This is a genomic window from Geobacter sp. PheSNFMC (assembly GCF_059620965.1).
The window spans coordinates 1-22,270 of the sequence record NZ_JCAMRN010000065.1 but is presented as its reverse complement, the minus strand read 5'-3'; the positions used below and the strand labels follow the sequence as shown (position 1 = coordinate 22,270).

At 60.8% G+C, this 22,270-nt stretch carries 23 protein-coding genes and 1 tRNA gene; 11 read left to right on the top strand and 13 right to left on the bottom strand.

What is annotated here, in order from left to right:
* Positions 1 to 241: 241 nt before the first annotated feature.
* Genes AC6CDK_RS14110 through AC6CDK_RS14090 form a run of 5 tightly spaced genes read right to left on the bottom strand, consistent with a single transcriptional unit; the run spans position 242 to position 2,816 of the window.
* Positions 242 to 634: an iron-sulfur cluster assembly scaffold protein gene (locus tag AC6CDK_RS14110; protein ID WP_039645310.1), complete on the bottom strand. Its 393-nt coding sequence runs from the start codon at positions 632 to 634 to the stop codon at positions 242 to 244.
* The gene (locus tag AC6CDK_RS14105; RefSeq protein ID WP_039645308.1) at positions 627 to 983 is read right to left on the bottom strand and encodes a DUF134 domain-containing protein; all 357 of its coding nucleotides are present in this window, start codon (positions 981 to 983) and stop codon (positions 627 to 629) included. The genes AC6CDK_RS14110 and AC6CDK_RS14105 overlap by 8 nt, the downstream gene beginning before the upstream one ends.
* Before the next feature lie 21 nt (positions 984 to 1,004).
* Entirely contained in the window at positions 1,005 to 2,000 is a 996-nt protein-coding gene (locus AC6CDK_RS14100; protein ID WP_192905317.1) for an arsenic resistance protein, read from the bottom strand.
* A gap of 24 nt (positions 2,001 to 2,024) precedes the next feature.
* Positions 2,025 to 2,435, bottom strand: a complete 411-nt coding sequence (locus AC6CDK_RS14095; protein WP_039645304.1) for a DUF302 domain-containing protein — start codon at positions 2,433 to 2,435, stop codon at positions 2,025 to 2,027.
* Positions 2,436 to 2,450: 15 nt separating this feature from the next.
* Entirely contained in the window at positions 2,451 to 2,816 is a 366-nt protein-coding gene (locus AC6CDK_RS14090) for a NifB/NifX family molybdenum-iron cluster-binding protein (protein ID WP_066357560.1), read from the bottom strand.
* Positions 2,817 to 3,320: 504 nt separating this feature from the next.
* Here AC6CDK_RS14090 and AC6CDK_RS14085 point away from each other — a divergent pair.
* Both AC6CDK_RS14085 and AC6CDK_RS14080 read left to right on the top strand, forming a co-directional pair.
* Positions 3,321 to 3,716 (top strand): response regulator, encoded by a 396-nt coding sequence (locus AC6CDK_RS14085; RefSeq protein ID WP_039645300.1) that lies wholly within the window; start codon positions 3,321 to 3,323, stop codon positions 3,714 to 3,716.
* A 43-nt stretch (positions 3,717 to 3,759) separates the two neighbouring features.
* Positions 3,760 to 4,542, top strand: a complete 783-nt coding sequence (locus AC6CDK_RS14080) for a 4Fe-4S binding protein (RefSeq protein WP_039645298.1) — start codon at positions 3,760 to 3,762, stop codon at positions 4,540 to 4,542.
* A 141-nt stretch (positions 4,543 to 4,683) separates the two neighbouring features.
* On the opposite strand, the gene AC6CDK_RS14075 is transcribed toward AC6CDK_RS14080, so the two are convergent.
* From AC6CDK_RS14075 to AC6CDK_RS14065, 3 genes are all read right to left on the bottom strand, one after another.
* Positions 4,684 to 4,770: transfer RNA gene (locus AC6CDK_RS14075), tRNA-Leu, on the bottom strand.
* 82 nt (positions 4,771 to 4,852) lie between these two features.
* Complete coding sequence (locus tag AC6CDK_RS14070) at positions 4,853 to 5,296, bottom strand: response regulator (RefSeq protein WP_039645296.1); 444 nt, start codon at positions 5,294 to 5,296, stop codon at positions 4,853 to 4,855.
* Positions 5,283 to 5,633, bottom strand: coding sequence for a hypothetical protein (locus AC6CDK_RS14065; RefSeq protein ID WP_192905316.1), 351 nt, complete (start codon positions 5,631 to 5,633; stop codon positions 5,283 to 5,285). Before AC6CDK_RS14065 ends, AC6CDK_RS14070 begins: the two co-directional genes overlap by 14 nt.
* A 210-nt stretch (positions 5,634 to 5,843) precedes the next feature.
* Between AC6CDK_RS14065 and AC6CDK_RS14060 the strand changes: the two genes are divergently transcribed.
* The 7 genes from AC6CDK_RS14060 to lgt all read left to right on the top strand — a co-directional run bounded on the left by AC6CDK_RS14060 (position 5,844) and on the right by lgt (position 12,746).
* On the top strand, positions 5,844 to 6,272 hold the full coding sequence (locus tag AC6CDK_RS14060; RefSeq protein ID WP_039648274.1) for a helix-turn-helix domain-containing protein: 429 nt from the start codon (positions 5,844 to 5,846) through the stop codon (positions 6,270 to 6,272).
* 11 nt (positions 6,273 to 6,283) lie between these two features.
* Complete coding sequence (locus AC6CDK_RS14055) at positions 6,284 to 7,075, top strand: TlyA family RNA methyltransferase (RefSeq protein ID WP_039645292.1); 792 nt, start codon at positions 6,284 to 6,286, stop codon at positions 7,073 to 7,075.
* A 13-nt stretch (positions 7,076 to 7,088) separates the two neighbouring features.
* Positions 7,089 to 8,219 carry a metallophosphoesterase family protein gene (locus tag AC6CDK_RS14050; RefSeq protein WP_066357556.1) on the top strand — a complete coding sequence of 377 codons (1,131 nt, stop codon included), beginning with the start codon at positions 7,089 to 7,091 and terminating at the stop codon, positions 8,217 to 8,219.
* Positions 8,219 to 10,393, top strand: coding sequence for an ATP-binding protein (locus AC6CDK_RS14045; RefSeq protein ID WP_192905315.1), 2,175 nt, complete (start codon positions 8,219 to 8,221; stop codon positions 10,391 to 10,393). Before AC6CDK_RS14050 ends, AC6CDK_RS14045 begins: the two co-directional genes overlap by 1 nt.
* Complete coding sequence (locus tag AC6CDK_RS14040; RefSeq protein WP_039645287.1) at positions 10,371 to 10,715, top strand: histidine triad nucleotide-binding protein; 345 nt, start codon at positions 10,371 to 10,373, stop codon at positions 10,713 to 10,715. The genes AC6CDK_RS14045 and AC6CDK_RS14040 overlap by 23 nt, the downstream gene beginning before the upstream one ends.
* A gap of 36 nt (positions 10,716 to 10,751) precedes the next feature.
* On the top strand, positions 10,752 to 11,315 hold the full coding sequence (locus AC6CDK_RS14035; protein ID WP_039645285.1) for a DUF4124 domain-containing protein: 564 nt from the start codon (positions 10,752 to 10,754) through the stop codon (positions 11,313 to 11,315).
* Between the two features lie 648 nt (positions 11,316 to 11,963).
* Positions 11,964 to 12,746 (top strand): prolipoprotein diacylglyceryl transferase, encoded by a 783-nt coding sequence (gene lgt, locus AC6CDK_RS14030; protein ID WP_192905314.1) that lies wholly within the window; start codon positions 11,964 to 11,966, stop codon positions 12,744 to 12,746.
* 8 nt (positions 12,747 to 12,754) lie between these two features.
* On the opposite strand, the gene AC6CDK_RS14025 is transcribed toward lgt, so the two are convergent.
* The 5 genes from AC6CDK_RS14025 to AC6CDK_RS14005 all read right to left on the bottom strand — a co-directional run bounded on the left by AC6CDK_RS14025 (position 12,755) and on the right by AC6CDK_RS14005 (position 18,729).
* Complete coding sequence (locus tag AC6CDK_RS14025; protein WP_039645281.1) at positions 12,755 to 13,204, bottom strand: ATP-binding protein; 450 nt, start codon at positions 13,202 to 13,204, stop codon at positions 12,755 to 12,757.
* A gap of 11 nt (positions 13,205 to 13,215) precedes the next feature.
* Entirely contained in the window at positions 13,216 to 13,551 is a 336-nt protein-coding gene (locus AC6CDK_RS14020; RefSeq protein ID WP_039645279.1) for an STAS domain-containing protein, read from the bottom strand.
* A 107-nt stretch (positions 13,552 to 13,658) separates the two neighbouring features.
* Complete coding sequence (locus tag AC6CDK_RS14015; RefSeq protein ID WP_192905313.1) at positions 13,659 to 16,907, bottom strand: sodium:solute symporter family transporter; 3,249 nt, start codon at positions 16,905 to 16,907, stop codon at positions 13,659 to 13,661.
* Positions 16,904 to 17,161, bottom strand: a complete 258-nt coding sequence (locus tag AC6CDK_RS14010) for a hypothetical protein (RefSeq protein ID WP_039645275.1) — start codon at positions 17,159 to 17,161, stop codon at positions 16,904 to 16,906. The genes AC6CDK_RS14015 and AC6CDK_RS14010 overlap by 4 nt, the downstream gene beginning before the upstream one ends.
* Positions 17,146 to 18,729: a bifunctional aminoglycoside phosphotransferase/ATP-binding protein gene (locus AC6CDK_RS14005; protein WP_192905312.1), complete on the bottom strand. Its 1,584-nt coding sequence runs from the start codon at positions 18,727 to 18,729 to the stop codon at positions 17,146 to 17,148. The genes AC6CDK_RS14010 and AC6CDK_RS14005 overlap by 16 nt, the downstream gene beginning before the upstream one ends.
* A gap of 283 nt (positions 18,730 to 19,012) precedes the next feature.
* On the opposite strand from AC6CDK_RS14005, the gene AC6CDK_RS14000 reads away from it, so the two are divergent.
* Together AC6CDK_RS14000 and AC6CDK_RS13995 are read left to right on the top strand one after the other, a co-directional pair.
* Complete coding sequence (locus AC6CDK_RS14000; protein ID WP_039645272.1) at positions 19,013 to 20,734, top strand: tetratricopeptide repeat protein; 1,722 nt, start codon at positions 19,013 to 19,015, stop codon at positions 20,732 to 20,734.
* Positions 20,731 to 22,270, top strand: a 1,540-nt coding sequence (locus tag AC6CDK_RS13995) for a peptide-binding protein (protein WP_496639885.1), incomplete at its 3' end; no start/stop codon positions are given. The genes AC6CDK_RS14000 and AC6CDK_RS13995, both read left to right, overlap by 4 nt.

Below are 22,270 nucleotides of genomic sequence, written 5' to 3'. Positions count from 1 at the left end.
GCCCCGAAAAGGGTGGCAGAGGTTTCCCCAAAAACGGCCGAATCCACCCCTTTTGCCGCACTCCGCACCATAGCCCGGACCGCCTCCGCCCAAGCACCATCCCTTTCGTCCTCCCGACCGTGGTCCCAATCCCTGGGGTCCTGTTCTGTCGCCTGCAGGCATACGCCTTCTCCTTTCCGCCGCCCGTAGGAGGGGCGGCTATGGCGCCACGTCAGTTGAGGCGTGGCATGCACTCGCGGTATCATCTGGGTTTTTCACCCGCCACTGTTGCGCGGTATTGCTCGACCGCCGCATGGAGCGCCGAAGCCGCCATGTTCGAGCAGTGCATCTTCTCTTCGGGGAGCCCGTCCAGGGCCTGGGCGATGATCTGGTCGGTGAGACCCATGACCTCGTCGAGCCCCTTGCCCATGGCAAGCTCCGTTGCCGCTGACGATGTGGCGATGGCCGCACCACATCCCTTGATGAGAAATTTGATGTCGCGCACGATATCCTCTTCGATCCTGAGGAAGTAGAGCACTGCATCGCCACAGGTGGGGTCGCCGGCCTGCACCACCACGTTGGCATCCTCAAGGGACCCCACATTGCGCGGGTTGCGCACGTGGTCCCATACCTTTGCCGAATAGATCTCAGTCATGTTCGGTTCCTTTCCGTTCGCCGAGTCCGCCGTTGTCATCCGGTGCGCCCTGTTCGGTCACATCCCCGGCCACGGCCAGGGCTTTCTGCTCCACAAGGGCTTCGATGACCTTTTTCCTCCCCTGGGCCAGCAGGCGCTGGACCGTTCCCCGGGAAACTCCCATCAGCTCGCCCGCTGCCTCCTGGTTCAGGCCCTGCTTGTCGCAGAGAAACAGGGCCTCAAGTTCATCGTGATCCAGGATAATGACCTCCATCTCCTTCAGCGGCGTGCCCGCAGGCTTGAAGACGAGTCCCAGCTTTTCGCGGAGCGGGCAGATGCAATTGCGTTGTTTTTTCTTGCGTGGCGACATGGATTCCTTTCCGTATGCCGGTCAGTCTCGCCCCGGTGCGGGACAGGACGGCGCAGGGGCTTCTCCGAAGAGCGTTCCGGTGAATTTCACGTACCAGGCGGCTGACTGTACCTGGATGATGTAGGCCAGGGCAATGACCAATGCCGCGTCGGAACCGGCCTTGCCAAAGGCGTTCATGGCCACGGCCAGGGCAATGGAGAGGTTGCGCATTACCGTGCCGTAGACCAGGGCGATGGCATCGCCCCGGGGGAGGAAAAGCCTGCCCACGACGGTGCTGAGGCTATAGTTGATGCCGTAGAGAATGGCCAGGGGCAGCAGGATTGCCAGCAGATCCTGGGGCCGTGCCGCGATGGCCTGGGCCTTGAGGGCGATGGCGATGAAAACGATGCCCAGGACGCCCAGGGTGGAGAGGCAGGGAAAGCGGGGCGCCCACTGTTCCTGGAATCCCTTCTGGCCGTGTTTCGCTGTCAGGTAGCGCTGGGTCGCGTACCCGACCGCCATGGGCAGGAAGACGATGACTGCGATCTGCTTCATGATGCCGGTCATGTCCACCTCCACATGGGCGCCCATGAGGGTCTGCACGTAGAAGGGGGTTGCGATCGAGCCCAGGATGAGGCCCACCACGGTCATCTTGACTGCCGCTTCGAGGTTCCCCCTGGCAAAGCCGGTCCAGGAGATGGTCATGCCGCTGGTGGGGACCAGGGCCGCCAGCAGCAGGCCCAGGGCCATGTAGGGATGGTCGGCGAAGAAAAGCCTTCCCAGCCCGAAGGCGACAAAGGGCACCACCGCGAAGTTGATGAACTGGGTGAACAGTTGGGCCGTGCCATCACCCCCCTCCAGTACTTTTTTCAGTTTAAGGGTCACCATCATGGGGTAGACCATGAGAAAGGTGAAGGGGATGATCAGCTCCTTGAGAAAGCCGGTCTCAGCCGCGAGACCGAAGGCGAAGCCCGCGGCCATCACGGCGGGAATGGCCAGCACCAAGTTCTTGTTGAGTCTGATCAAAAGTTGCCACATGGCCTTGACTCCCCCTGCGCGCCCTCAGCGCGCCTCCTCGATCATGGCCACGATGGCATCGAAGCTCTCCTCCAGGGATGAGGCGAACTCGGCGTCATCCACCAGGGCTTCGATCATTGGCCTGCGGTAGCGGAGCATCCGGACCTCAGTCCTGCCGTGGCGGGTGAACGTGGTGATGAATTTCGGCATCAGCGCGGCCCGTTCCGGGTTCTTCTGGAGGCTTGCGGCCGCCTTTTCCGGCTTGCAGATCTGGATCATGTGGAGATCGAACCCCTCAGCAACTGCCAGACCGTGGGCACCGAAGGTATGGGCCATTGCCATCTTTTCTCCATTGTGAATGACGAACCCGCGCCTGTTGCCGGCCTTGGCCAGCGCCGCGACGAATTCGCCGAGGGGTTTGTCTGTGGTAGTCTGATACAGTTCCGCCCAGTTCATGATCGATCTCTCCTGTCAGTGAGCGCAACCGTGGCCACCGCAGGTGGGCGGCACGATCTCCCGGAATGCGCCGCTTCTGAACAGGGCAACGTTTTCCCCCACCGTGGGCGCCTGGGAGCTGAACACCCTGACCTTTGCGCGGTTGAGCATGATGAGGGCGCCGGCGCCGATCCCTCCGACCACGACCGCGTCGAGCGGCGCTCCTGCCAGGGCCTTTAGTGGGTTGCACGATCCGTGGGTGTGGTGTTTGTCGGTGTTGTCGATGGAGAACGTTGCTCCGGTCTCAGTGTCCACCATGATAAAGCGCTGTGCGGATCCGAAATGGTCATGCACCTTGCTGTCGAGCCCATCGTCAGATGTCACGGGAAAGCAGAGTTTCATGTGCGCCTCCTTTTTGTTGTGTGCATATGCACACTATTACATCCGGTTTTTTGAATGTCAATAGATTTGTGTACAAATTAAATTAACGGTGAGGCTCGTGCAAAGCGTGATGATGAGGCCAGGATGCAGTGTCTCGTTTGGCAAGCTCTTGGAAGGAACCGTGAGGCATTGCGGCTGCTGCCGAGGCGCGGCAACGCAGGCCTGGCCCGGCTAGGTCAGGGAGCCGCAATGTCGGCAGCGGTCACAAAGGTCACAAGTGCGAAAGGGAACCAACCAATCGGGACGCAAGCGAGCAAGGAAGACTCTTTGATTGAACAACTAAAAAAACGATTTATAGTTAAGCTGATGTCCCGTACAGGCAGTACCTGTTCGCATTCCAGTCCCGGCGTTGGTCCCTTCGCAGCGGTGCCGCCGGGACGCGATCACCCGCAATTTCCGCGCTGGCATCCCGCAGGGGACGCGAGCGGTCTGATGGGCTCTAATCTGATGTTACCGGAGTGAACTATGCAAAATGACCAGTTACGCGGCAGGGTCCTGGTGATGGATGATGACGAAAACATACGGATGATCGCGGGCTTTTACCTTGAGCGGTGCGGGTTTTCCGCTGACTTTGCCGAAGACGGCAAGCAGGCCGTGGAACTGTACGGCACTGCCCTTTCCCAGGGCAGGCGCTATGCGGCCGTGATCATGGATTTATCCGTTCCCGGCCGAATGGGAGGGCTCGAAGCCATTGCCCGGATATCTAAAGTAGACCCGGACCTGATAGCCTTCATATCGAGCGGCAGTCCGGAATTCCTCGATCAGGTGGAGATAGAGCGTCTCAGCATCCGGGGCATCCTGTCGAAACCATTCAGGGAGGATGACATCTCACTGCTGATCGAGGCCATCGGGACACCATGAAGCACGACGCAGAATCACGCCAATCACGCAAAGAAAGGTTTCCATGCCGGCCATGACCCGCCTGATCTATTTTTCTCCCACCAGTACCACGAAAAAAATCGTCGAACAGATTGCTGTCGGTTTTGGCGATACCAGCGTGACGCACCATGACCTGACCCGGTTGAGAGAGGGGCTCAATCTGCGGCTTGGTGACGGTCTTGCCATCATCGGCGTTCCGGTCTATGCGGGACGGGTGCCGGAAATCTGTCTGGAGCGGTTGGACGGACTGTCAGCCTCCAGTGTTCCCGCTGTGCTGGTTGTGCTGTACGGTAACCGTGCCTTCGAGGATGCGCTGATCGAATTGCGGGATGTGGTTGTTGCCAAGGGATTTGCGGTGATCGCCGCCGGCGCGTTCATCGGTGAACATTCATATTCGACGACCACCCAGCCGGTTGCCGCCCACCGTCCGGATCTGGCCGATCTGGCAAAGGCACGGGAGTTTGGATCGCTCATCGCCAGCCGTCTGCGTGATGGCATCGGCGCGGCACTGCCGGTGATTCCAGGCGACCTGCCCTACAAGGAGCGGATGTCGCTGGGCGGTGTCGCACCAGAGACCGATCCCGGGCTCTGCACCCTGTGCGGTACCTGCGCCAGTCTGTGCCCGACCTTTGTCATCAGGGTTGATGACAGGGTCCTGACGGATGCGGAAAGGTGCCTGAAGTGCTGCGCCTGCACCAAGGGCTGTCCCCCAGGGGCCAGGACGCTGCATCACCCCACGGTTGACGCGCGGCGCGAGATGCTGGTCAACCAGTGCAGCGAGCGTAAGGAACCGGCATTGTTCCTCTAAATGAACAAACATCTGGCGGGCGGTGAGAAAAGGGGCAGCAGGACTGCCGGGTGTCTATTGAAGCCAGAAGACATGTGGTGTTTTGCAGTAACCGGAACGAAAAAGGGGTTGGCAACCGCAGTTGCCAACCCCTTATTGTTATGGTGCCGAAGACTGGACTCGAACCAGCACACGGTTGCCCGCACAAGATCCTGAATCTTGCGTGTCTACCAATTCCACCACTTCGGCGTTGGACTTGAACTTATAGCACCCCCCATTCGGGTTTGCAAGCACTTTTTTGCGTGCCACGCTTCGTCGCCCATACGTACCATCACTCCTCCCGGTCAGCCGGTTGATTCTGCGTCTCTCCGGACAATACGTCATTCAGAGCGGCAAAGAGATACGGGAAGTTGAACGGCTTGCCGAAGACCTGTCGGATGCCAGCCGACTGCGCTCTGGCCTGGATTCCCGGATAGATATGGCCCGTGCCCATGAAAATCACTATCCCCGGCCTGAGGCGGCGGGCCCGGTGTGCCAGTTCGAAACCGTCCATGAGCGGCATGTTCTGGTCGGTGATCATGACAGTGCACGCATTGTTCGCGAGCAGCTCCAGTGCCTGAGGACCGTCTTCCGCGCAGAGAACGCCGATGCCCTCGTTTTCGAGAACGAGCTTCACGAAGAAGAGAATATCGCAATCATCGTCCACTACAAGTACGCGAGCCCTCGTGTGCGCCGTAAGGTTACGTCTGCCCGTCGGTAGTTCATTGTGTGTCATGGGGGTCTCCATTGCCGGCACCGGACTTCGGCTCCATGGGGGCGTCGTGGGTGACGGGGACCGGTTCTTTCAAGCAATACCCGACACCGGCCGTGATGGCAGGGGTTCCGTGGAGGTGAATGAGCCCCAGCTCTTCGAGCCTCCTGCACATGAACGTCAGCCGTCCGGGCGGGTGAATCGGGCCAAGTGCCTCCTCAATGACACCGTATGGAAGGAACCCCCGTCCGTTGGTGCCGGCTGCTGCCAGAAGCAGTACATACAGCCTGAGCTCTTCTCCGGAGAGGAGGGCGCTACTGCCCGTCTCGTACAGGGTTTTGAGCAAAAAGCGTTTGTCCACGATACCTCCGGATACGGCGATTGGAATGATAGTGCGATAAATAGTCATTAATGTCAATGTTAAATATGACTGGCAGTCGTATTGTTAATCGCATTGACACACGGGGGTGAAAGGGGGTATATCAAACGTGCGCCCGGGTGGGCATAAACCCGCGCCTGGCCGGAATTCTCCGTGGGTTCCGGTCACGGGGCAAACCGGTGGGAGTTGCCGTTGAACTGTGATATAGGACGTGCGCTGAAAAGGCTGAGGACCGAGCGGGGGCTGACCCAGAAGGAGCTGGCTGCGCTGGTGAGCGGCGGTCTCGATTATACCTATATCGGTAAGATCGAGCGAGGCGAACAGTTACCGTCGTTGAAGATATTGCTCGGCATAAGCGAGGCGCTCGGCGTGCCCGCGAGCCTCTTCTTCGAGGGCGAGCCGTCAGCCGAAGCTGCCCGGTCCCGGGCGATACAGGTCGGCATGGCTGGGGAGCTGGAAAAGGAACTGTGCCTGCTTCATCCCGAGGATCTGCCGCTCGTGGTGGAAATTATCCGGCTGCTCAACCGGCACCGGAGGGCGGAGCGGAAAAAAGCATATCAATCGCCCGCTGACTCTCTTCCCTTGGCCGCCGAGGATTGCCCCTCGTACAGCAAGCCGTAGAACTTCAGTCCATGACAGCCTCATCACCGACGCACGCCGCAAAAAACAGGGAGCGCCTCGACAAGCTTCTGGTCGACCGGGGGCTCGTCCAGTCGCGGGAGCGGGCCCGGGCGCTCATCATGGCCGGCCAGGTGGTGGTGAACGATCACCTGGCGGACAAGGCCGGGCTCCAGGTTCCCGTGGCCGCCGAAATCCGGCTCAAAGGTGAGGACATCCCCTTCGTGAGTCGGGGCGGACTCAAACTTGACCGGGCATTGGAGGCGTTCGGCATCGACGTGACGGGCATGACCGCCATTGACGTTGGTGCTTCCACCGGCGGCTTCACCGACTGCCTGCTCCAGCGCGGCGCCCGGAAGGTCTATGCCGTTGACGTGGGGTACGGGCAACTGGCCTGGAAACTGCGTCAGGACCCCCGTGTGGTGAATCTTGAGAAGACGAACATCCGCTATCTGGAGCCCGGCTCCCTGCCGGAGACTCCCGGCCTGGCAGTGATCGATGCATCCTTCATCTCCCTCGACAAGGTCCTGCCCCCCACCCTGCGGCTCATCGGGGATGAGGGCGCCATTGTCGCCCTCATCAAGCCCCAGTTCGAGGTGGGACGGGGAGAGGTCGGCAAGGGAGGCGTGGTGCGCGGCGAGGAGAAGCATCGCCGGGTGATCGCCGACGTGGTGGCCCTTGCCGAAGGATTGGGCCTGCGGGTTCTCGGCGTGACCGAATCTCCCATCCTCGGACCCAAGGGAAATCGCGAGTTTTTGATCCACCTGAAAAAGGCGGCCGGGGAAGCCCCGCCCCATAACCGGTAATCCGCTATCAGCCATGCCCATCCGATTCCTCCATACCGCCGACCTGCATCTCGACTCACCCCTGCGCACGTTCGGGGATCTCAGCCGTGAGCGTCGTCGCGACTTCCTCAAAACCTTCGACCGGATCGTAAATCTCGCCATCAAGCGTGAGGTGGACTGCCTGCTGGTGGCGGGCGACCTGTTCGACTCAGCATCGGCGGGCGCCGAGACGGTGGGGCACGTGCAGGACGCCTTTGCCAGGCTTGAGGGGCGCGGGGTACGGGTAGTCCTGATCCCCGGCACCCACGACAACATCATCTCGGCCGACAGCGTCTACAGCCGCTACCAGTTTTCCGGCACCCATATCCTGCGGGAACCGGTGGTGGGCGAGCCGTTGCGGCTGGACATCCGTGGCGAGACGGTCTTTTTCTACGGTTTCGCCTATCGTTCCGACCGTTCGCGGGAGGCACTCGAATCCATGCGCCGCCGCCCTGGCAGCGGCATCCACGTGGGGCTCCTCCATGGCTCCCTCAAGGGGAACCCCGAGTGGGAGATGCGCAAGAAGGACATCCCTTTCTCCGTTGCCGACCTGGCCGAACTCGGCCTGGACTACATCGCGCTCGGCCATTACCATGACGCCGCCTGCCTGGAGGAGGGGGGGCGCGTCATTGCCTGCTATCCGGGCTCGCCGGAGGGGAAGAAGTTCGGCGAGAACGGTCCCCGTTACGCCCTGATCGTGGAGGCGGCGCCGGGCAATGCCTCGGTCGAGCGGGTCGAGGTGCAGACACGGATCATCCGGGAGTTCAGCGTCGACGCCTCGCTCTTTGCCGAGCCGGCAGCCCTTGAAGCGGAACTGGCGCGTCTCGGCTCTTCCGATACCATCGGGCGCGTCAGGCTGTGCGGGACCGTGGAAGAGCCCCTGGACACGGCCAATCTGTCCGGACGGGTAAAGGGAAACTTCGCCTGGCTCGAACTGGTGGACGAAACCGATCTCTACGACAGCGGCCACGTGAAGCGGATGGAGCGGGAGGACTCGATCCGGGGGCTGTTCATCCGCAAGATCCATGAACGGTACGACGCCGCAGGTTCCGACGCCGAGCGCGAACTGTGCCGCGACGCCCTCAAGCTCGTCATGGGGCGGTTCAGCCGCGGAGGGGGGAACTGATGCTCTGGATCAGCCGGGTCGAACTCCCCGCCTTTGGCCGGTTCAGGGGTGCGTCGTTCACCTTTCGGCCGGGCATGAATCTGGTCTACGGACGCAACGAGGCGGGCAAGTCGACGCTCGTGGCGGCAATCTCCGGAACCATCTTCGGTTTTCGCAAGGAGCGGGACCGCTTCGTGCCCTGGGCAGGCGGCGAGCGGTGCGAAGCCCGGGTGAGCTTCGCCTACAACGGCCGCGAAATGACCATTGCCCGCGATTTTCTCTCCGACCGGGTTCAGGCTGTCGAGCGCGGGGGGGAGAGGACCCTCTGGCGCTTCGAAGGCAAGGTCTCCCCCCTGGGCAGAAGCAGCGAGCGCGAGGAATACCTGTCGAAGATCGAGGACGTATGGGGATTTGCGGAAGGGGACATCTTCCGCAATTCAGTCTACGTCGGGCAGCGCGACCTGCGGATCGAGGGTGACGCGGGGCTTACCACCCGCATCAAGCAGCTCCTGTCGGGATTTGCGGAGCTCGATTACGATGCGGTGGTGGAGAGCCTGGAGAAGGAACTGTTCGAGTTGACCAGGCGCCCCGGCGGCCGTTCGCGGGACCGGGAGCTTGAAGAGGTCCGTGCGCGCATGGCGGTCCTGGCCGAGCAATGGCGCGAGGCGAGTCGTGCCGTGTCGGAGCTTGCCGCCCTGGATGGGACGATTGCCGAGTTGCGGACCGCCGTGGCAGCGGGACGAGAGGATCTGGACAAGGGAAAGCGCTATCTGGAGCGGGTGAGCAGATATCACGAGGCAGCCGCCCGGGAGGAGGCACTTCGCAAGGATTACGACCGCATCCGGGCTGAACGGGAAAAGGTCGAGGCTCTCACTGCGAAGCGGCAATCGGTTGAAGAGCGGCTTGCATCTCTGGGCGAGGCGGTCGGACTTCCCGACGGGTTTGCCAGGACGCTGGAAGCATGGACCGACGGTTCGGAGCGGTTGGCGGTACTTGAGAGGGAGCTGGCGGGCCTGAGCGCCGACCGGACGCATGCCGGCCCCGTCCTGCAGGCGCCGGCGCTGGTCCTGGCTCTCCTTCTCTGGGGGGCTGCTGCGGGAGCGTGGTTTCTGCTGCCCCTGGCATGGTTGCCCCTTGCCGGGTGCGCCCTTGCCGTTACGGTGTTCCTTGTTGTGCGCGCGGTGCGCGCCGGTCAGGCTCGATCCGCCGAGACGGCCCGCATTCAGGGGCGCATCGACGGCCTCTCCGCCGATGCGGTCAGGCTCCGTGAAGAACTCGACCGGACCGAGGCCGAACTGGAAACGCGGCTGGGAACATTCGACCCCCTGCGGGTCGACGATATCCTGCGCGAAATCGACCGCGCCGCAGAGGTGAGAGGGGAGCTGTCCCGGATCGAGAGCGCCCTTGGGGTTCTTCCGCCCCTGGAGGGCATCAGGAGCCAGGAGGCCGAACTGGCCCGGGAACTGGCCGTGACCCGTGAAAGCATGGAGACTTTGATCGGGCGGGGATTTCCGGTCATGTCCCCCCGCGAGTACGCCGGGGCTGAGGAAAAGATGCGGCGGCTTGAGAGCGAGGTGGCCGAAAAGGAGAGGCTGTGCCTCGTCAAGGAGCAGGAACTGGCGGTGGTGCGCCGGGGGAGTCTCGATCCGGAGGCCATCGCGGAAGAGGGCGAGGAGCTGAAGGCCCGCGAAATCCGCCTCGTGCGGCGGGTGGAAGCGCTGCGGCTCGCGGTCGACCTCCTGCGCGAAACCCTCGACGAGTACCGCGCCACCTATCTGTCGCGCCTCGGTAGCGAGATCAACGGAAAGCTGTACAATCTCACCGCCGGCAGATACCGCGAGGCGATCCTGGATGACGGCTTTACCCTGTCCATCGGCGTCGAAGGAACTCCTCGCCCGGTGGGCGCCCTGAGTTGCGGTGCCCAGGATCAGGCCTATCTCGCCACGCGGCTCGCCCTCGGCGGCATCCTTTCCCGCAGCCGAAAATTGCCTTTTCTTCTCGACGACCCTTTGGTACATTTCGACGAAGAGCGCAGGGCCGCGGCCCTGACGGCGCTCAACCTCGCAGCCTCCGATCACCAGGTGATCCTCCTGGTCCACGACGAACGCTACCTGAAGGCACGGGGTGCGGATCTCTGGCACCGGATCAAGATCGACACGAAAGGACAGCAGGATGGACAACTGCATCTTCTGTAAGATCGTCGACGGGACGATCCCCGCGAAAAAAGTGTATGAGGACGAGGACATGATCGCCATTGAGGATATCAATCCCGTGGCCCCCCATCACCTTCTCCTGATCCCGAAGAAACACGTGGTCAATGCCCTTGACCTTGCGCCCGAGGATGACCGGCTCGTGGGCCGCGTGTTCCGCGTTGCCGCAGAAATCGCCCGCCAGCGTGGCGTCGAGGAGCGGGGCTTCAGGATCGTCCAGAACTCCAACGCTGACGCCGGTCAGTCGGTCTTCCACATTCACTTTCATCTGCTGGCCGGTCGCCACCTGGGATGGCCGCCGGGATAGCGGTCCACGAAACGCTCCGCGAGAGGGGGACAATTGATGAAAAGCATTATGATGCTGCTTCTTGTCGCCGTTCTGGCCCAGCCCGCCATGGGCGAAACCTACCGGTGGATTGATGAGCGGGGAACCGTGAATTTCACCGAGGATCCGGGCAAGGTTCCCAAGAAGTTCCGCAAGAAGGTGACGGTCATCTCCGATCCCGGTTCCGTGTCGCCCGAGGTTACCGAATCGGTGGAGGAGGGCATTCAGCCGAAGGCGCCGGCGGAGGGGCAAGGCGTCCCGTCGCGGGGGGCGCCCGAGCCGCAGGAGAAACCGGCTCAGCAGCCCGAAAAGGAGAAAAAACCGGTTTACGGCGGCACGCCGGAGGATGTCTGGAAAGCCGAATTCGGCAAACTAAGGAACGATATCCACCTTTACGAGAATGAGCTCGCCGACCGGAAGGCAAAACTGGCCAATCCCGCCAAGATGAGCCGCGGCGAATACCTGGGAACCCAGACCGAAGTGAAGCGGTTCGAGGAAAAGCTGGCAGGGCTCAGGGAGAAACTCGCGGCCCTGAAAGAGAGCGCCGCCAGGGCAGGGGTGCCGCTGGAACTGCGTAAATAGGCCACCCACACCCAGACCCGTGTGGCGACGCAATTACCTTCTACAAGAAAAGCCCGGAGATACCACTCCGGGCTTTTCACTGCAATTGGCGTTCAGCGGGGATGCTTTCCCATGTCCGTCGGTGAAAGCCGTGGCTACGCCGTGGCGAACGCTCTTTGGCGACCGTTCGTCACGGTCTGCAGCTGGTGCTTCCCCTCTTTGTGGCGGTTGCGACGCGCCTGACGGATGAGAGATACACGCGAGGCGCCATTCCCTGAACGCCAATCAGTTTTTTGCTCCGGGACAGCCGTAAACCGCTGGACCCTCTGACCTTGAGTACAGATTCCCCCGGGGAAACGTTTCAGGCTTGCTCAGTGCTGCGGGCATGCTCAACACGTCTGAACCCGGATGCGTAATGGTGTGCTTAACCGTCAGGTCCCTCAACCGGTCAGTACCTGCCTCCCAGAGCAATTTTCAAAGACCTTTTACTATGAATTGTAAACGCCTTCTCCGGGCTGTCAAGTGGAAGGGGGTAAAAAATTATCCAAGTATATCAGCATGATATGAATACGGTTTGCCGTGAAGGAATGCCGTTGTCAGTGGAGCGTCAATTGACAGTACTCCCCCCGTCTGATAGGTTAAGTGAACTTCGAATTCAAGAGGAGCGACATGCAGTTCCCGCATATTGACCCGGTCTTTTTCCGTATCGGGCATCTGGAGTTCCGCTGGTACGGCCTGATGTACATCCTCGGGTTCATCGCCGCCTATTTCATTGTCAGGCGTGCCGCCAACCGTCGTGGCCTCGCCCTGACCCAGGACGACGTGGCCGATGTGATCTTCTCGCTGGCAATCGGCGTTATCCTCGGCGGACGCCTGGGATACATTCTCTTCTATAACCTGTCCTACTACCTTTCCCACCCGCTCAAGCTGTTCGCCGTGTGGGAGGGGGGCATGTCGTTTCACGGCGGGCTCCTGGGCGTGATTCTGGCAGGTGCATACGTGGCCTGGCAAAAGAAGATCGGATTTCCGCTGCTGGCCGACATCTGTGCACCGGCGGCCCCCGTTGGGCTGGGACTCGGCAGGCTCGGCAATTTCATCAACGGCGAGCTTTACGGCAGGGTGACCGACGTGCCGTGGGGAATCATTTTCCCCGGCGGCGGCGGAGTGCCCCGGCATCCGTCGCAGCTTTACGAAGCAGTGTTGGAGGGGCCGGTACTCTTTCTGATCCTGATGGTTGTGGGGAGGCGGGAGCGTCCGGCTGGCGTGGTATTCTGGACCTTCATCGCGTTCTACGGCCTGTTCCGGTTCCTGGTGGAGTTTTTCCGGGAACCGGACGCTCAACTGGGGCTTCTTGCCGGACCCTTTTCCATGGGTCAGTTGCTCAGTTTTCCCATGTTTCTTCTGGGCTTGGTCATGGCCGTCCTTGTTTCACGCAGAAAGGTCGGGCCATAGGCCAGGGGTTACCTGGGCGGGGGGGGGAAGGAGGTACGCAGGCATTTCGTCATCTCGAGTACGTTGCCATCGGCGACCTTTGCATAGCGAACCGTGTCCATGAGCGACTTGATGATGAAGATGCCCCGTCCCCGATCCTCCAGGGTGTCGAAGTCGGGAGCGGGGATCGTGTTGATGTCGAATCCCTGCCCTGAATCGTAGACCCGGATCATCAGATCCTGGTCCGATATGTTGATGTAGATGTGGACCATTTTGTCGGGATCGCCGGCATTGGCGTGCTTGATGGCATTGACCATGGCCTCGGTGAGGACGAGGTTGATATGGTATGCCAGTGTTTCCCGGTCACCGCCGTAGCGGTCCAGTTCCTTGGCAATGTCCTCGCCGATCCTTCCGATGAGGCTCAGGTAGCGCGTCTGGTTCGGTACCTTGATGTCGACCTCGATCTCGTTTTTGTCCATCCCGCTCACTCCTAGAAGTTTTCCACTGCTTCCGCCGTGGAGCCGAATATTTCAAATACCCGGTGGAGCCGGGTCAATTCGAACATGGATTTGACCTGGGGCTGGAGACTGGTGAGTTTCAGGCTCCCCTGATGGGAGATTGCGTTTTTGAAACCGGATACCAGGGCTCCCAGGCCGGAGCTGTCGATGAACCGCACGTCGGTCAGGTCCACGAGGATGTTCTTCGTCCCCGCCGCGAAGAGTTCCTGCATCTTTGTCTTGAGGTCGTTGGAGTTATGGGCGTCGAGCCGCTCCTCGCGTACGAATATGATGAGAATGTCGTTTTTCGTCTCGATTTTCAGGTTCATGGTCCGCTCCTTGATATATCAGTCCTTCATTCTGAAAGACCTTCATGGTGATCTTCAGAAGCTATCTTACACTAATTAGGCCTCCCACGCTCACATTTTCATGAAATTCACCCTTCCAGGATCTTGAGGACAACCATGGAGACGTCGTCATCAAGGACGTTGTCGCTGCTGAACGATTCGACCTCCGCAAGGATGACGTCGATAATGCCGTCGGCACTCTTGTCGCTGTTAGCTGACAGGAGCTTGCAGAGCCTTGAAGAACCGAAGAATTCCCCGTCAGGATTCCGGGCCTCCGTAATGCCGTCGGTGTAGAGGAGAACCACGTCGCCGGGCCGGAGCTCAATCTGTTTCTCTTCGAATTCAACCTGGCGCTTCACGCCCAGGATGAGCCCTTCTGCGTCGAGCTCCATGCACGAGGCGCGGCCATGTCGGAAAACAAGCGGCGGATTGTGCCCCGCGTTCGCATAGGAGAGCAGGCGGCGACGGGTGTCGTAGCGGATGTAGAACATGGTGATGAAGAGTTCCGCCCCGGAGAGGTCGTCGTGGAGGAGCTCGTTAAGGGTTTCGAGAATTTCGCAGACCGTGCGGTCGGAGCGCGCCTGGGCGCGCAGCACGCTGCGGGTTTCCGCCATTATGAGAGCTGCGCCGACGCTGTGGCCGGAGACATCGGCAATGACCATGTCCGCCCCGGATTCTCCGTGCTGGAAATAGTCGTAGTAGTCTCCCCCCACATGGGTGGCCGGCTTGCACCGGCCCGCCACGGCCATGCCCGGGAGCGCCGGGGTGGCCGAGGGGAGCAGCGAGATCTGGATCTGCTTGGCGATTTCCATCTCCTTGACCACTCGCGCATTCTCCAGAAGAATCCGCTCCTTCTCTTCCCGTTCGCGATCCCTTGCCTCCATCTCCGTGACGATCTTAACCGCCTGGGCCAACTGGCCGGCAAGGCTCTCCAGAAGGTTCAGGAAGGGTTCGTTGAACAGGCCGACAATGGTTCTGGAGAAGACGGACAGGATCCCGAAGGGGGGTTCCCCTTTGCGGGAGATGGGGATGTGGGCAAAGGACTTGATCCCTTCCTTCTGCATCAGTTCCCTGGTGAGCGGCTTGGTCATGTACTGGGTGTCGTTCACGAACTGGAGCCGGTTGCTCAGGAACGCCTCACCGATGTAGGTTTCGATCTCCGGTTCCCAGTCTTTCCCGGCGATGCCGGCAATCCCCTTGCCGCTGTAGCTGCGGACCCGCAGCACTCCCTGTTCGTCAACCAGTCGAATGATCGCCAGGTCGAGCTTGAATTCCTTCAAAAGCAGGTTGAGGAGATCGTCCATGATGATCTGCAGGTCAAGGGTCCGGTTCATGAGCTCGGAGGCCCGGAGCCGCACGTAGAGCGCTTCGCGGCTTTCGGCCAGCGATGCCTGAACGGTGCTGAATATGTCGTAGACCGGCTCCATGCGCGAACCGAGGTCAGAAAGATAGCTCTCCACAATGGCGCCTGCCGCGGCTGCCCCCACGGAGCCGGCAAGCGTTTTTTCCGTAAAGCGTTTCAGCTTGGGCAGCTCGAACTCCGAGACCCCTCCCTGGGCGTCGATCTCGCGCGAACCCACATACTCGGTGATTGCCGCGTGGGCTTGCTGTTCGCCGATGAACTTGGACATGAGATTTACGAACTGCATGATGGTCACCGGCTTCGACATCCGTTTGGTTTCCCAGGGGACGCCGTTCTTCCTGGCCGTGAATACGTCGACGAATTTCCGCACCTGCTCCTTTTCCCGGTCTTTCTGGTGAAGGACGATGGACAGGGTCAGGTATCCCCCGATATTGAAGAGAAGGCTCCAGAAGAGGGAATGGGTCCAGATGTCGAATCCTGAGAGGCCGAAGAGCTCCGTCGGTTTGAGCAGGGCCACGCCGAAGGGGCCCTGATCGAGAATGGAGCGGGGGAGCCAGCCGGACATGATGATGGACGGCAGCAGCAGGGTATAGAACCAGAAGATGAAGCCGAGCACGATGCCGGTCAGTGCGCCGGCTTTGTTGCCCCTGCGCCAGTAGAGTCCCCCCAGGAGAGCAGGGCCGAACTGCGCCGCGGCAGCGAAGGAAATGAGCCCCATGTTCACGAGCATGAACGTTTCGCCCACCACGGTCTGGTAGATATAGCCGAGAAAAATGACGACAAAGATGCAGAGCCGTTTCAGGTTGATGAGCATGGTGGGAAACCAGGAGCGAGGCCTGAGCTTCACCACGATGGGCATCAGGAGGTGGTTGAGGAACATGGTGGAGATGGCGACCGATTCCACGATCACCATGCCTGCGGTAGCCGAAAAACCTCCCAGAAAGGCCAGGAGTGCCAGCCAGGAATGGCCGGCCTGCAGGGGGAGGGTAAGCACGAAAAAGTCGGCGCCCATGACGCCGCCGGTCTGAAGTATTCCGCCCAGGGCAATGGGCATCACGAAGATGTTTATCAGGAACATGTAGGCGGGAAAGAGCCACATGGCCTTCTTGATATGATTCTCGTTCGAATTTTCGATGACCGTCACGTGAAACTGGCGGGGGAGCAGCATGATGGCAGCCATGGAAAGGTACAGCGTCGTGAACCAGTGGGCATGGGACATTGCGGTGGTCCCCCCCAGGGTGGTCAGGTTATCCAGCAGGGTGCCCCGGGCATCGATGCGGGAGAAGATGTCGCCGAAACCGTTGAACAGCCCGTAGGTCACGTAAATGCCCACAGCCATGAAGGCCACGAGCTTGACGATGGATTCCACGGCAATTGCGGCGACCAGCCCCTCGTGGCGCTCGGTGGAATCCAGCTTGCGGGCGCCGAAGATGACGCTGAAGGCGCTCAGGATCACCGCGGCGAAGAAGTTGGTGTGGAGCGAAACCGGGTAGTTCGTGTGCAGAAGCGGGAGCTGGACGTAGGGGTACCCGCAGATGATGTCGAAGGTGGTTGAGACCGCCTTGAGCTGAAGTGCTATGTAGGGCATGATCCCCACGGTGGCGATGACCGTGACCACGGCGCCGAGCCACTGGGATTTCCCATAGCGGGAGCTGATGAAGTCGGCGATGGACGTGATGTTGTTTTCCTTGCAGATCCGCACGATCTTGCGCAGTAAAAACCACCAGGAGAATGCGACCAGGGTGGGCCCCAGATAGACGGGCAGAAAGTCGATCCCCGTGGTCGCGGCCTTGCCGACGCTGCCGTAGAACGTCCAGGACGTGTGATAGACGGCAATGGAAAGGGCGTAGACCAGGGGATTGGCGATAATGCTCCGTCCCTCTTCCCTTTTCTTGTCGGCGTAATAGGCCACCGTGAAGAGGAAGACAATATAGAGCAGTGATATGCCGACCACCAGTTCGATGCTGAGGATCAACGGCGATCTCCTTCGTCGTGGTCGTCGTCGGGAAGGTCAATGGCCTTGGTGAAGAGGTAGATGACAAGGATGGAAACCGCCCACCCGGCCTGGAAATAGAGGTAAAGCTGCGGAATGTGGAAGATCCGCCACGGCTTGTTGAATATCTGGATGAAGGGATAATTCATCATGATGATTCCCAGCACGAAGAAGATCACCCATGATTCCCTGAGCCTCAACCGCTTGAGGATGGCGCCGTTCAGCTTTTTCCACATGGAAGCAGCTCCAGTCCGTGGAGCACCGCGTCAACCATGGCTGACGCGGCGCCCGACGTGTCGATGCGCAGAAGGGTCCCCTCCCGGTCCGACGGGGGATCGAATCCGTCTTTTTGCCGGAGGTAGACCTCCCAGGTCCCGTCCGAGGGCTCGTTCCGGTCTTTCTGCCGCGAGTCGAGCCGCCTGCGGATCGTCGGCTCGGGGCAGACCGCATGCAGGATGACGAACGGCGTCCCGGCGTTCCGGGCCAAGGTCCCGAACCGGCCCCGGTCGGCGCGCCGGCGGAAGGTGGCATCCACAATGATGCTGTGGCCGCCCCCAAGGGCGGCCCGCGCCCGGCGCTCCAGTTCCCCGTATGTTCGCACCGAAGCCCGGTCCGTGTAAATCCCTGTGCCGTAACCTTCACCCGGACGATCCGTGGGACGCAGTCCTGCAAGCTCCTTTCTTACCACATCGGAGGAGACGATTTCCAGCCCCAGGTCCAGGGAGAGTTCCCTTGCCAGACTGCTTTTCCCGGAACCGGTCAGTCCGCAGGTAATGAACAGGGTCGGCGGAAGTCCCGGCCTCACCGTATAACCCCGTGCCAGCCGGAAGTAGCGGGATGCCCGTGCCGCCGCGGCCTGCTTTTCGTTCTCCGGAATCTGCGGATCCGCGAGCCGCATGCTCTCTACCTTGCCCCGGACAAAGGCCCGATACACCTTGTAGAAGTCGATCACCTCAACGACGCTCGCGTCGTTGGTGATCCGCGTGTACTCGTCAAGAAAAGCGGCTCCCAGGTCAGGCCGGAGGACGAAGTCGAAGTCCATGAGCAGGAACGCGATGTCTGCCGCGGTGTCGCCGTAGCGGAACCGATTGTTGAATTCGATGCAGTCGAAAATGCAGACTCCGCCGTCGGCGCCGAGGCAGATATTTTCCATGTGGATGTCGCCGTTGCCGTCGCGGATGCGGCCTGCCCCGACGCGCGCGGCAAAGAGGCCGGCCCGCTCGGTCATGAACCGTTCCACCCATTCCCTTATGAAACCGTGATCCCGCGCACTCAGGGTGATGCCGCAATAGGGAAGGGTCTGCTGGAAATTCTCCGCCCAGTTGGCTTCAATGGTGTCCAGGCCGCCGAACGTGTCTATTTCCGGGCTTTGTTCCGCCTCCAGGTGAAAGATGCCGACAACGCGCGCCACGGCCCGGACCTCCGGTTCTCCGGCCAGGCCCGCGGAAAGCAGCCGGTCGAACATGCGGTCCGCCGGCAGCCGCTTCATTTTGACAGCATAGTCGATGACCCGTCCATCGCCGACGAACGCGGCACCTGCCGGGGTTTCGCGGACTTCTGCCACGCCGAGATAGATGTCGGGGCAGAGCCTGCGGTTGAGGCGAACCTCCTCCTCGCAGTAGAAACGGCGCCGATCCAGGGTCGAAAAGTTGAGGAAGCCGAAGTCTACGGGTTTTTTCACCTTGTAGGCGAAGTCATCGGTGAGAAAAATGTACGAGACGTGGGTCTGGACCAACTCCACGGATCCGGTTGGATCCGGGTAGGCGGAGGGTTTCAGCAGTGACCGGACGTGATGTTGTTCCATACCGCTTCCATGGGAAGAAAAGTAATGTCAATAATACCACAAAACCCGGTCCGCGCAAGGCTCCGGAGCCCAGAGAAACATTTGACGGTGTGGGGTTAATGTGCTAGCTTTCTTCCTGGGTTGCAGGCATGTTTCCTCCGGCGTCGACTGTCTTTAGGGGCGGTGCGGATCACGACTTAAGGATCATTCCACGACAACGGAATCCATTGTGTGGCGAGCGGGGCTTCGACTGCCCCCGTCCGTTGTCGCGTGCCCGCGACCGACCGTCACGGCAGGTGTCTCCATGAATATGACAACCGTTGCAGCGCTCTTGGCTCTTTTCCTTGCTATTCCCGGCTGCGCTACCAGTGGGACGGTAGGAACGCCTCACGCCAACGAGGCGAGTTTCACGCCGACCGTAGACATCGCCGGGTCGCGTGCCCTGTACATCTATGCCAGATCACGGCTGCAGTTGCTGGAAGGAGACGTGGAGGGCGCCCTCACGCTGCTCAACGGAGCCATCGAAGCCGATCCGGGCTCTGCGTATCTCCATACCGCGGTTGCTGAAATCTACATGAAGACGGGGCGCGCCGAAGACGCGCTCAGGGCGTGTGAGAACGCCATCCGGCTCGACCCCTCGTTTCGCCAGGCCAGTCTGCTGGCAGGTGCCATTCTGGCAAGCCTCAAGCGCGACAGGGAGGCGGTTCCCCACCTGGAAAAGGCCATCGAGCTCGATCCTTCCCGGGAAGAGGCCTACGTCCATCTGGCCGTATCCTACCTGAAGCTGTTCGAGTACGAGAAGGCGGTGGACACGCTCAAGTCCCTCGTCAAGGTCAAGCCCGACTCGTCCCTCGGCTATTATTACCTGGGCAAAACCTATGATCAGATGAAGCTCCAGAAGGAGGCCGCCAACTATTACAGGAAGGCCATTGAGCTGAAGCCGGACTTCGAGCAGGCCATCATTGAGCTGGGAATCGTCCAGGAGGGGATGGGGCTTCACGATGACGCCATCGCCACCTACAAGGGCCTGCTGGATATCAATCCCTTCAACCTGAACGTCCTGCAGCACTTGGTCCAGCTCTATCTCCAGCAGCAGCGGTTCGACGATGCGCTGCCCCTTCTCCGGGGCCTCAAGGAGAAGGGGGTCGGCGGGCTGGAAACATCCCGCAAGATCGGCCTCATCTACCTTGAGAGCGAGAAGTACGACGAGGCCATCGCCGAATTCCGCGAAATTCTGGAGCGTGAGCCCAATGCCCTGCAAATCCGCTTCTATCTGGCGACCGCCTATGAAGAAAAGGAAGAATACGGCCGGGCGCTGGAGGAGTTCGGCCGGATACCTCCCGGCTCCTTTAACTATTTCGAGGCAGTAGGGCACATGGCGTTCATCCACAAGGATATGGGGAATCCCGAAAAGGGGATTGCCGTCCTGAAGGATGCCATTGCCGCATACCCGAGCCATCTGGAGCTTCACCTCTATCTGGCTGGCCTATACGAGTCCCTCGACCACTACACCGAGGGCTTGGCGGTGCTGAAGGCGGTGGAAGGTGAGTTCGGGGGTGATCCGCGCCTGCACTTCCGCATGGGCACCCTATACGACAAGATGGGGAACAAGGACGAGTCCATTGCCAGGATGAAGAAGGTGCTGACCATCGCGCCGGATGATGCCCAGGCGCTGAACTACCTGGGGTATACCTATGCGGAGCTCGGCATAAAATTGGACGAGGCGTTGCAGTATCTCAGAAAGGCGGTTGAACTCCGCCCCAATGACGGGTTCATCCTCGACAGTCTCGGCTGGGTCTATTTCAAGCTGAAGCGTTATGATGAAGCCATACCGCTCCTGGAACGGGCGACAAAGCTCGTGGACGACGATCTCACCATCATGGAGCATCTGGCCGACGCCTATGCGGCCCGGCGCGAGCATCGCAAGGCCCTTGAACTCTACCGGAAGATTCTCGAAACGGAGCCCGGGCGCAAGGATATTATCGAGAAGAAGCGCAAGGTCAGGGGGGAGAGCCAGGAGAGATGACGTTTCGGTGGATCGGCTGCCTTCTTGCCCTGCTGCTGGTCGTATCGTGCAGCGGCGAAGACCGCGCGAGAGCCCCTGCCGTGCGCGGACCGGGCACGCCCGCTTACGGTGACGCCATCGTAGTCGGCACCATCGGCGAGCCGTCGAACCTGCTTCCCCTGCTGGCGTCCGACTCGGCATCCCACGAGGTGGCGGGCAATGTCTTCAATGGCCTTGTCCGTTACGACAAGAACCTGAATCTGGAGGGGGAACTGGCCGAGTCGTGGCAGGTTTCTCCCGACGGCCTCACCATCACCTTCCATCTCCGCAAGGGGGTGAAATGGCACGACGGCGTGGAGTTCACCTCCCGTGACGTGCTCTACACCTACCGGGTGACGGTGGATCCGAAGACCCCCACTGCGTATGCCGAGGATTTCAAGCAGGTCAAGACCGCCGAGGCACCCGATCCCTATACCTTCCGCGTTACCTATGCCAAGCCGTTCGCCCCTGCGTTGGCCTCCTGGGGGATGGGAATTCTCCCGGCTCACCTGCTGGAAGGGAAGGACATCACAAAGAGCGAACTCTCCCGTCGTCCCGTCGGAACCGGGCCCTACCGGTTCAAGGAATGGGTCGCCGGTCAGAAGATCGTCCTCGAATCCTATCACGACTACTACGAGGGCCGCCCGTACATCGACCGTTACATCTACCGGATCATCCCCGACAATTCCACCATGTACCTGGAACTCAAGGCAGGCGGCGTGGACTTGATGGGACTCTCGCCGGTCCAGTACGCCCGGCAGACGGATACCCCCGAGTTTCGCTCCCGCTTCGCCAAGTACCGCTATCCGGCCTCAGCCTACACCTACCTGGGATACAATCTGAAAAATCCGCTTTTTGCCGATCGTCGCGTGCGCCAGGCCATTGCCCATGCCCTCAGCAAGGACGAGATCATTCACGGTGTGCTCCTGGGGCTCGGCCAGGTGGCGGTGGGCCCCTTCAAGCCGGGGACCTGGGCCCACAATCCCACGGTGCGCGACCCGGGCTACGACCCGGTGCGGGCCAGTCACCTGCTTGCCGAGGCGGGGTGGCGCGCAACCGGGCCCGACGGCATCCTGATGAAGGACGGCAAGCCGCTGAGCTTCACCATTCTGACGAACCAGGGCAACGACCAGCGGCTCAAGACCGCCCAGATCATCCAGCGCCGGCTGCGCAAGGTCGGGATCGACGTGAAGATCCGGGTGCTGGAATGGGCGTCGCTCTTGACAAATTTCATCGACAAGCGGAATTTCGATGCCCTCATCATGGGGTGGACGATCCCCCAGGATCCCGATCTCTTCGATGTCTGGCATTCGAGCAAGACCGGTCCCAAGGAACTGAATTTCGTCGGCTTCAAAAACGATGAGGTGGACCGCCTGATCGAGGAGGGGCGCCGCACCTTCGACCAGGAGAAGCGCAGGCGCTGCTACTGGCGCATCCAGGAGATCCTGGCCCAGGAGCAGCCCTACACCTTTCTCTACGTCCCCGATGCCCTGCCCGCGGTGAGCGCCCGGTTCAGGG

Excerpts from the sequence above, each read along its gene's own strand:
- AC6CDK_RS14110 (WP_039645310.1), bottom strand. The coding sequence starts at position 634 with ATGACTGAGATCTATTCGGCAAAGGTATGGGACCACGTGCGCAACCCG.
- AC6CDK_RS14105 (WP_039645308.1), bottom strand. The coding sequence starts at position 983 with ATGTCGCCACGCAAGAAAAAACAACGCAATTGCATCTGCCCGCTCCGC.
- AC6CDK_RS14100 (WP_192905317.1), bottom strand. The coding sequence starts at position 2,000 with ATGTGGCAACTTTTGATCAGACTCAACAAGAACTTGGTGCTGGCCATT.
- AC6CDK_RS14095 (WP_039645304.1), bottom strand. The coding sequence starts at position 2,435 with ATGAACTGGGCGGAACTGTATCAGACTACCACAGACAAACCCCTCGGC.
- AC6CDK_RS14090 (WP_066357560.1), bottom strand. The coding sequence starts at position 2,816 with ATGAAACTCTGCTTTCCCGTGACATCTGACGATGGGCTCGACAGCAAG.
- AC6CDK_RS14085 (WP_039645300.1), top strand. The coding sequence starts at position 3,321 with ATGCAAAATGACCAGTTACGCGGCAGGGTCCTGGTGATGGATGATGAC.
- AC6CDK_RS14080 (WP_039645298.1), top strand. The coding sequence starts at position 3,760 with ATGCCGGCCATGACCCGCCTGATCTATTTTTCTCCCACCAGTACCACG.
- AC6CDK_RS14070 (WP_039645296.1), bottom strand. The coding sequence starts at position 5,296 with ATGACACACAATGAACTACCGACGGGCAGACGTAACCTTACGGCGCAC.
- AC6CDK_RS14055 (WP_039645292.1), top strand. The coding sequence starts at position 6,284 with ATGACAGCCTCATCACCGACGCACGCCGCAAAAAACAGGGAGCGCCTC.
- AC6CDK_RS14050 (WP_066357556.1), top strand. The coding sequence starts at position 7,089 with ATGCCCATCCGATTCCTCCATACCGCCGACCTGCATCTCGACTCACCC.
- AC6CDK_RS14045 (WP_192905315.1), top strand. The coding sequence starts at position 8,219 with ATGCTCTGGATCAGCCGGGTCGAACTCCCCGCCTTTGGCCGGTTCAGG.
- AC6CDK_RS14040 (WP_039645287.1), top strand. The coding sequence starts at position 10,371 with ATGGACAACTGCATCTTCTGTAAGATCGTCGACGGGACGATCCCCGCG.
- AC6CDK_RS14035 (WP_039645285.1), top strand. The coding sequence starts at position 10,752 with ATGAAAAGCATTATGATGCTGCTTCTTGTCGCCGTTCTGGCCCAGCCC.
- lgt (WP_192905314.1), top strand. The coding sequence starts at position 11,964 with ATGCAGTTCCCGCATATTGACCCGGTCTTTTTCCGTATCGGGCATCTG.
- AC6CDK_RS14025 (WP_039645281.1), bottom strand. The coding sequence starts at position 13,204 with ATGGACAAAAACGAGATCGAGGTCGACATCAAGGTACCGAACCAGACG.
- AC6CDK_RS14020 (WP_039645279.1), bottom strand. The coding sequence starts at position 13,551 with ATGAACCTGAAAATCGAGACGAAAAACGACATTCTCATCATATTCGTA.
- AC6CDK_RS14010 (WP_039645275.1), bottom strand. The coding sequence starts at position 17,161 with ATGTGGAAAAAGCTGAACGGCGCCATCCTCAAGCGGTTGAGGCTCAGG.
- AC6CDK_RS14005 (WP_192905312.1), bottom strand. The coding sequence starts at position 18,729 with ATGGAACAACATCACGTCCGGTCACTGCTGAAACCCTCCGCCTACCCG.
- AC6CDK_RS14000 (WP_039645272.1), top strand. The coding sequence starts at position 19,013 with ATGAATATGACAACCGTTGCAGCGCTCTTGGCTCTTTTCCTTGCTATT.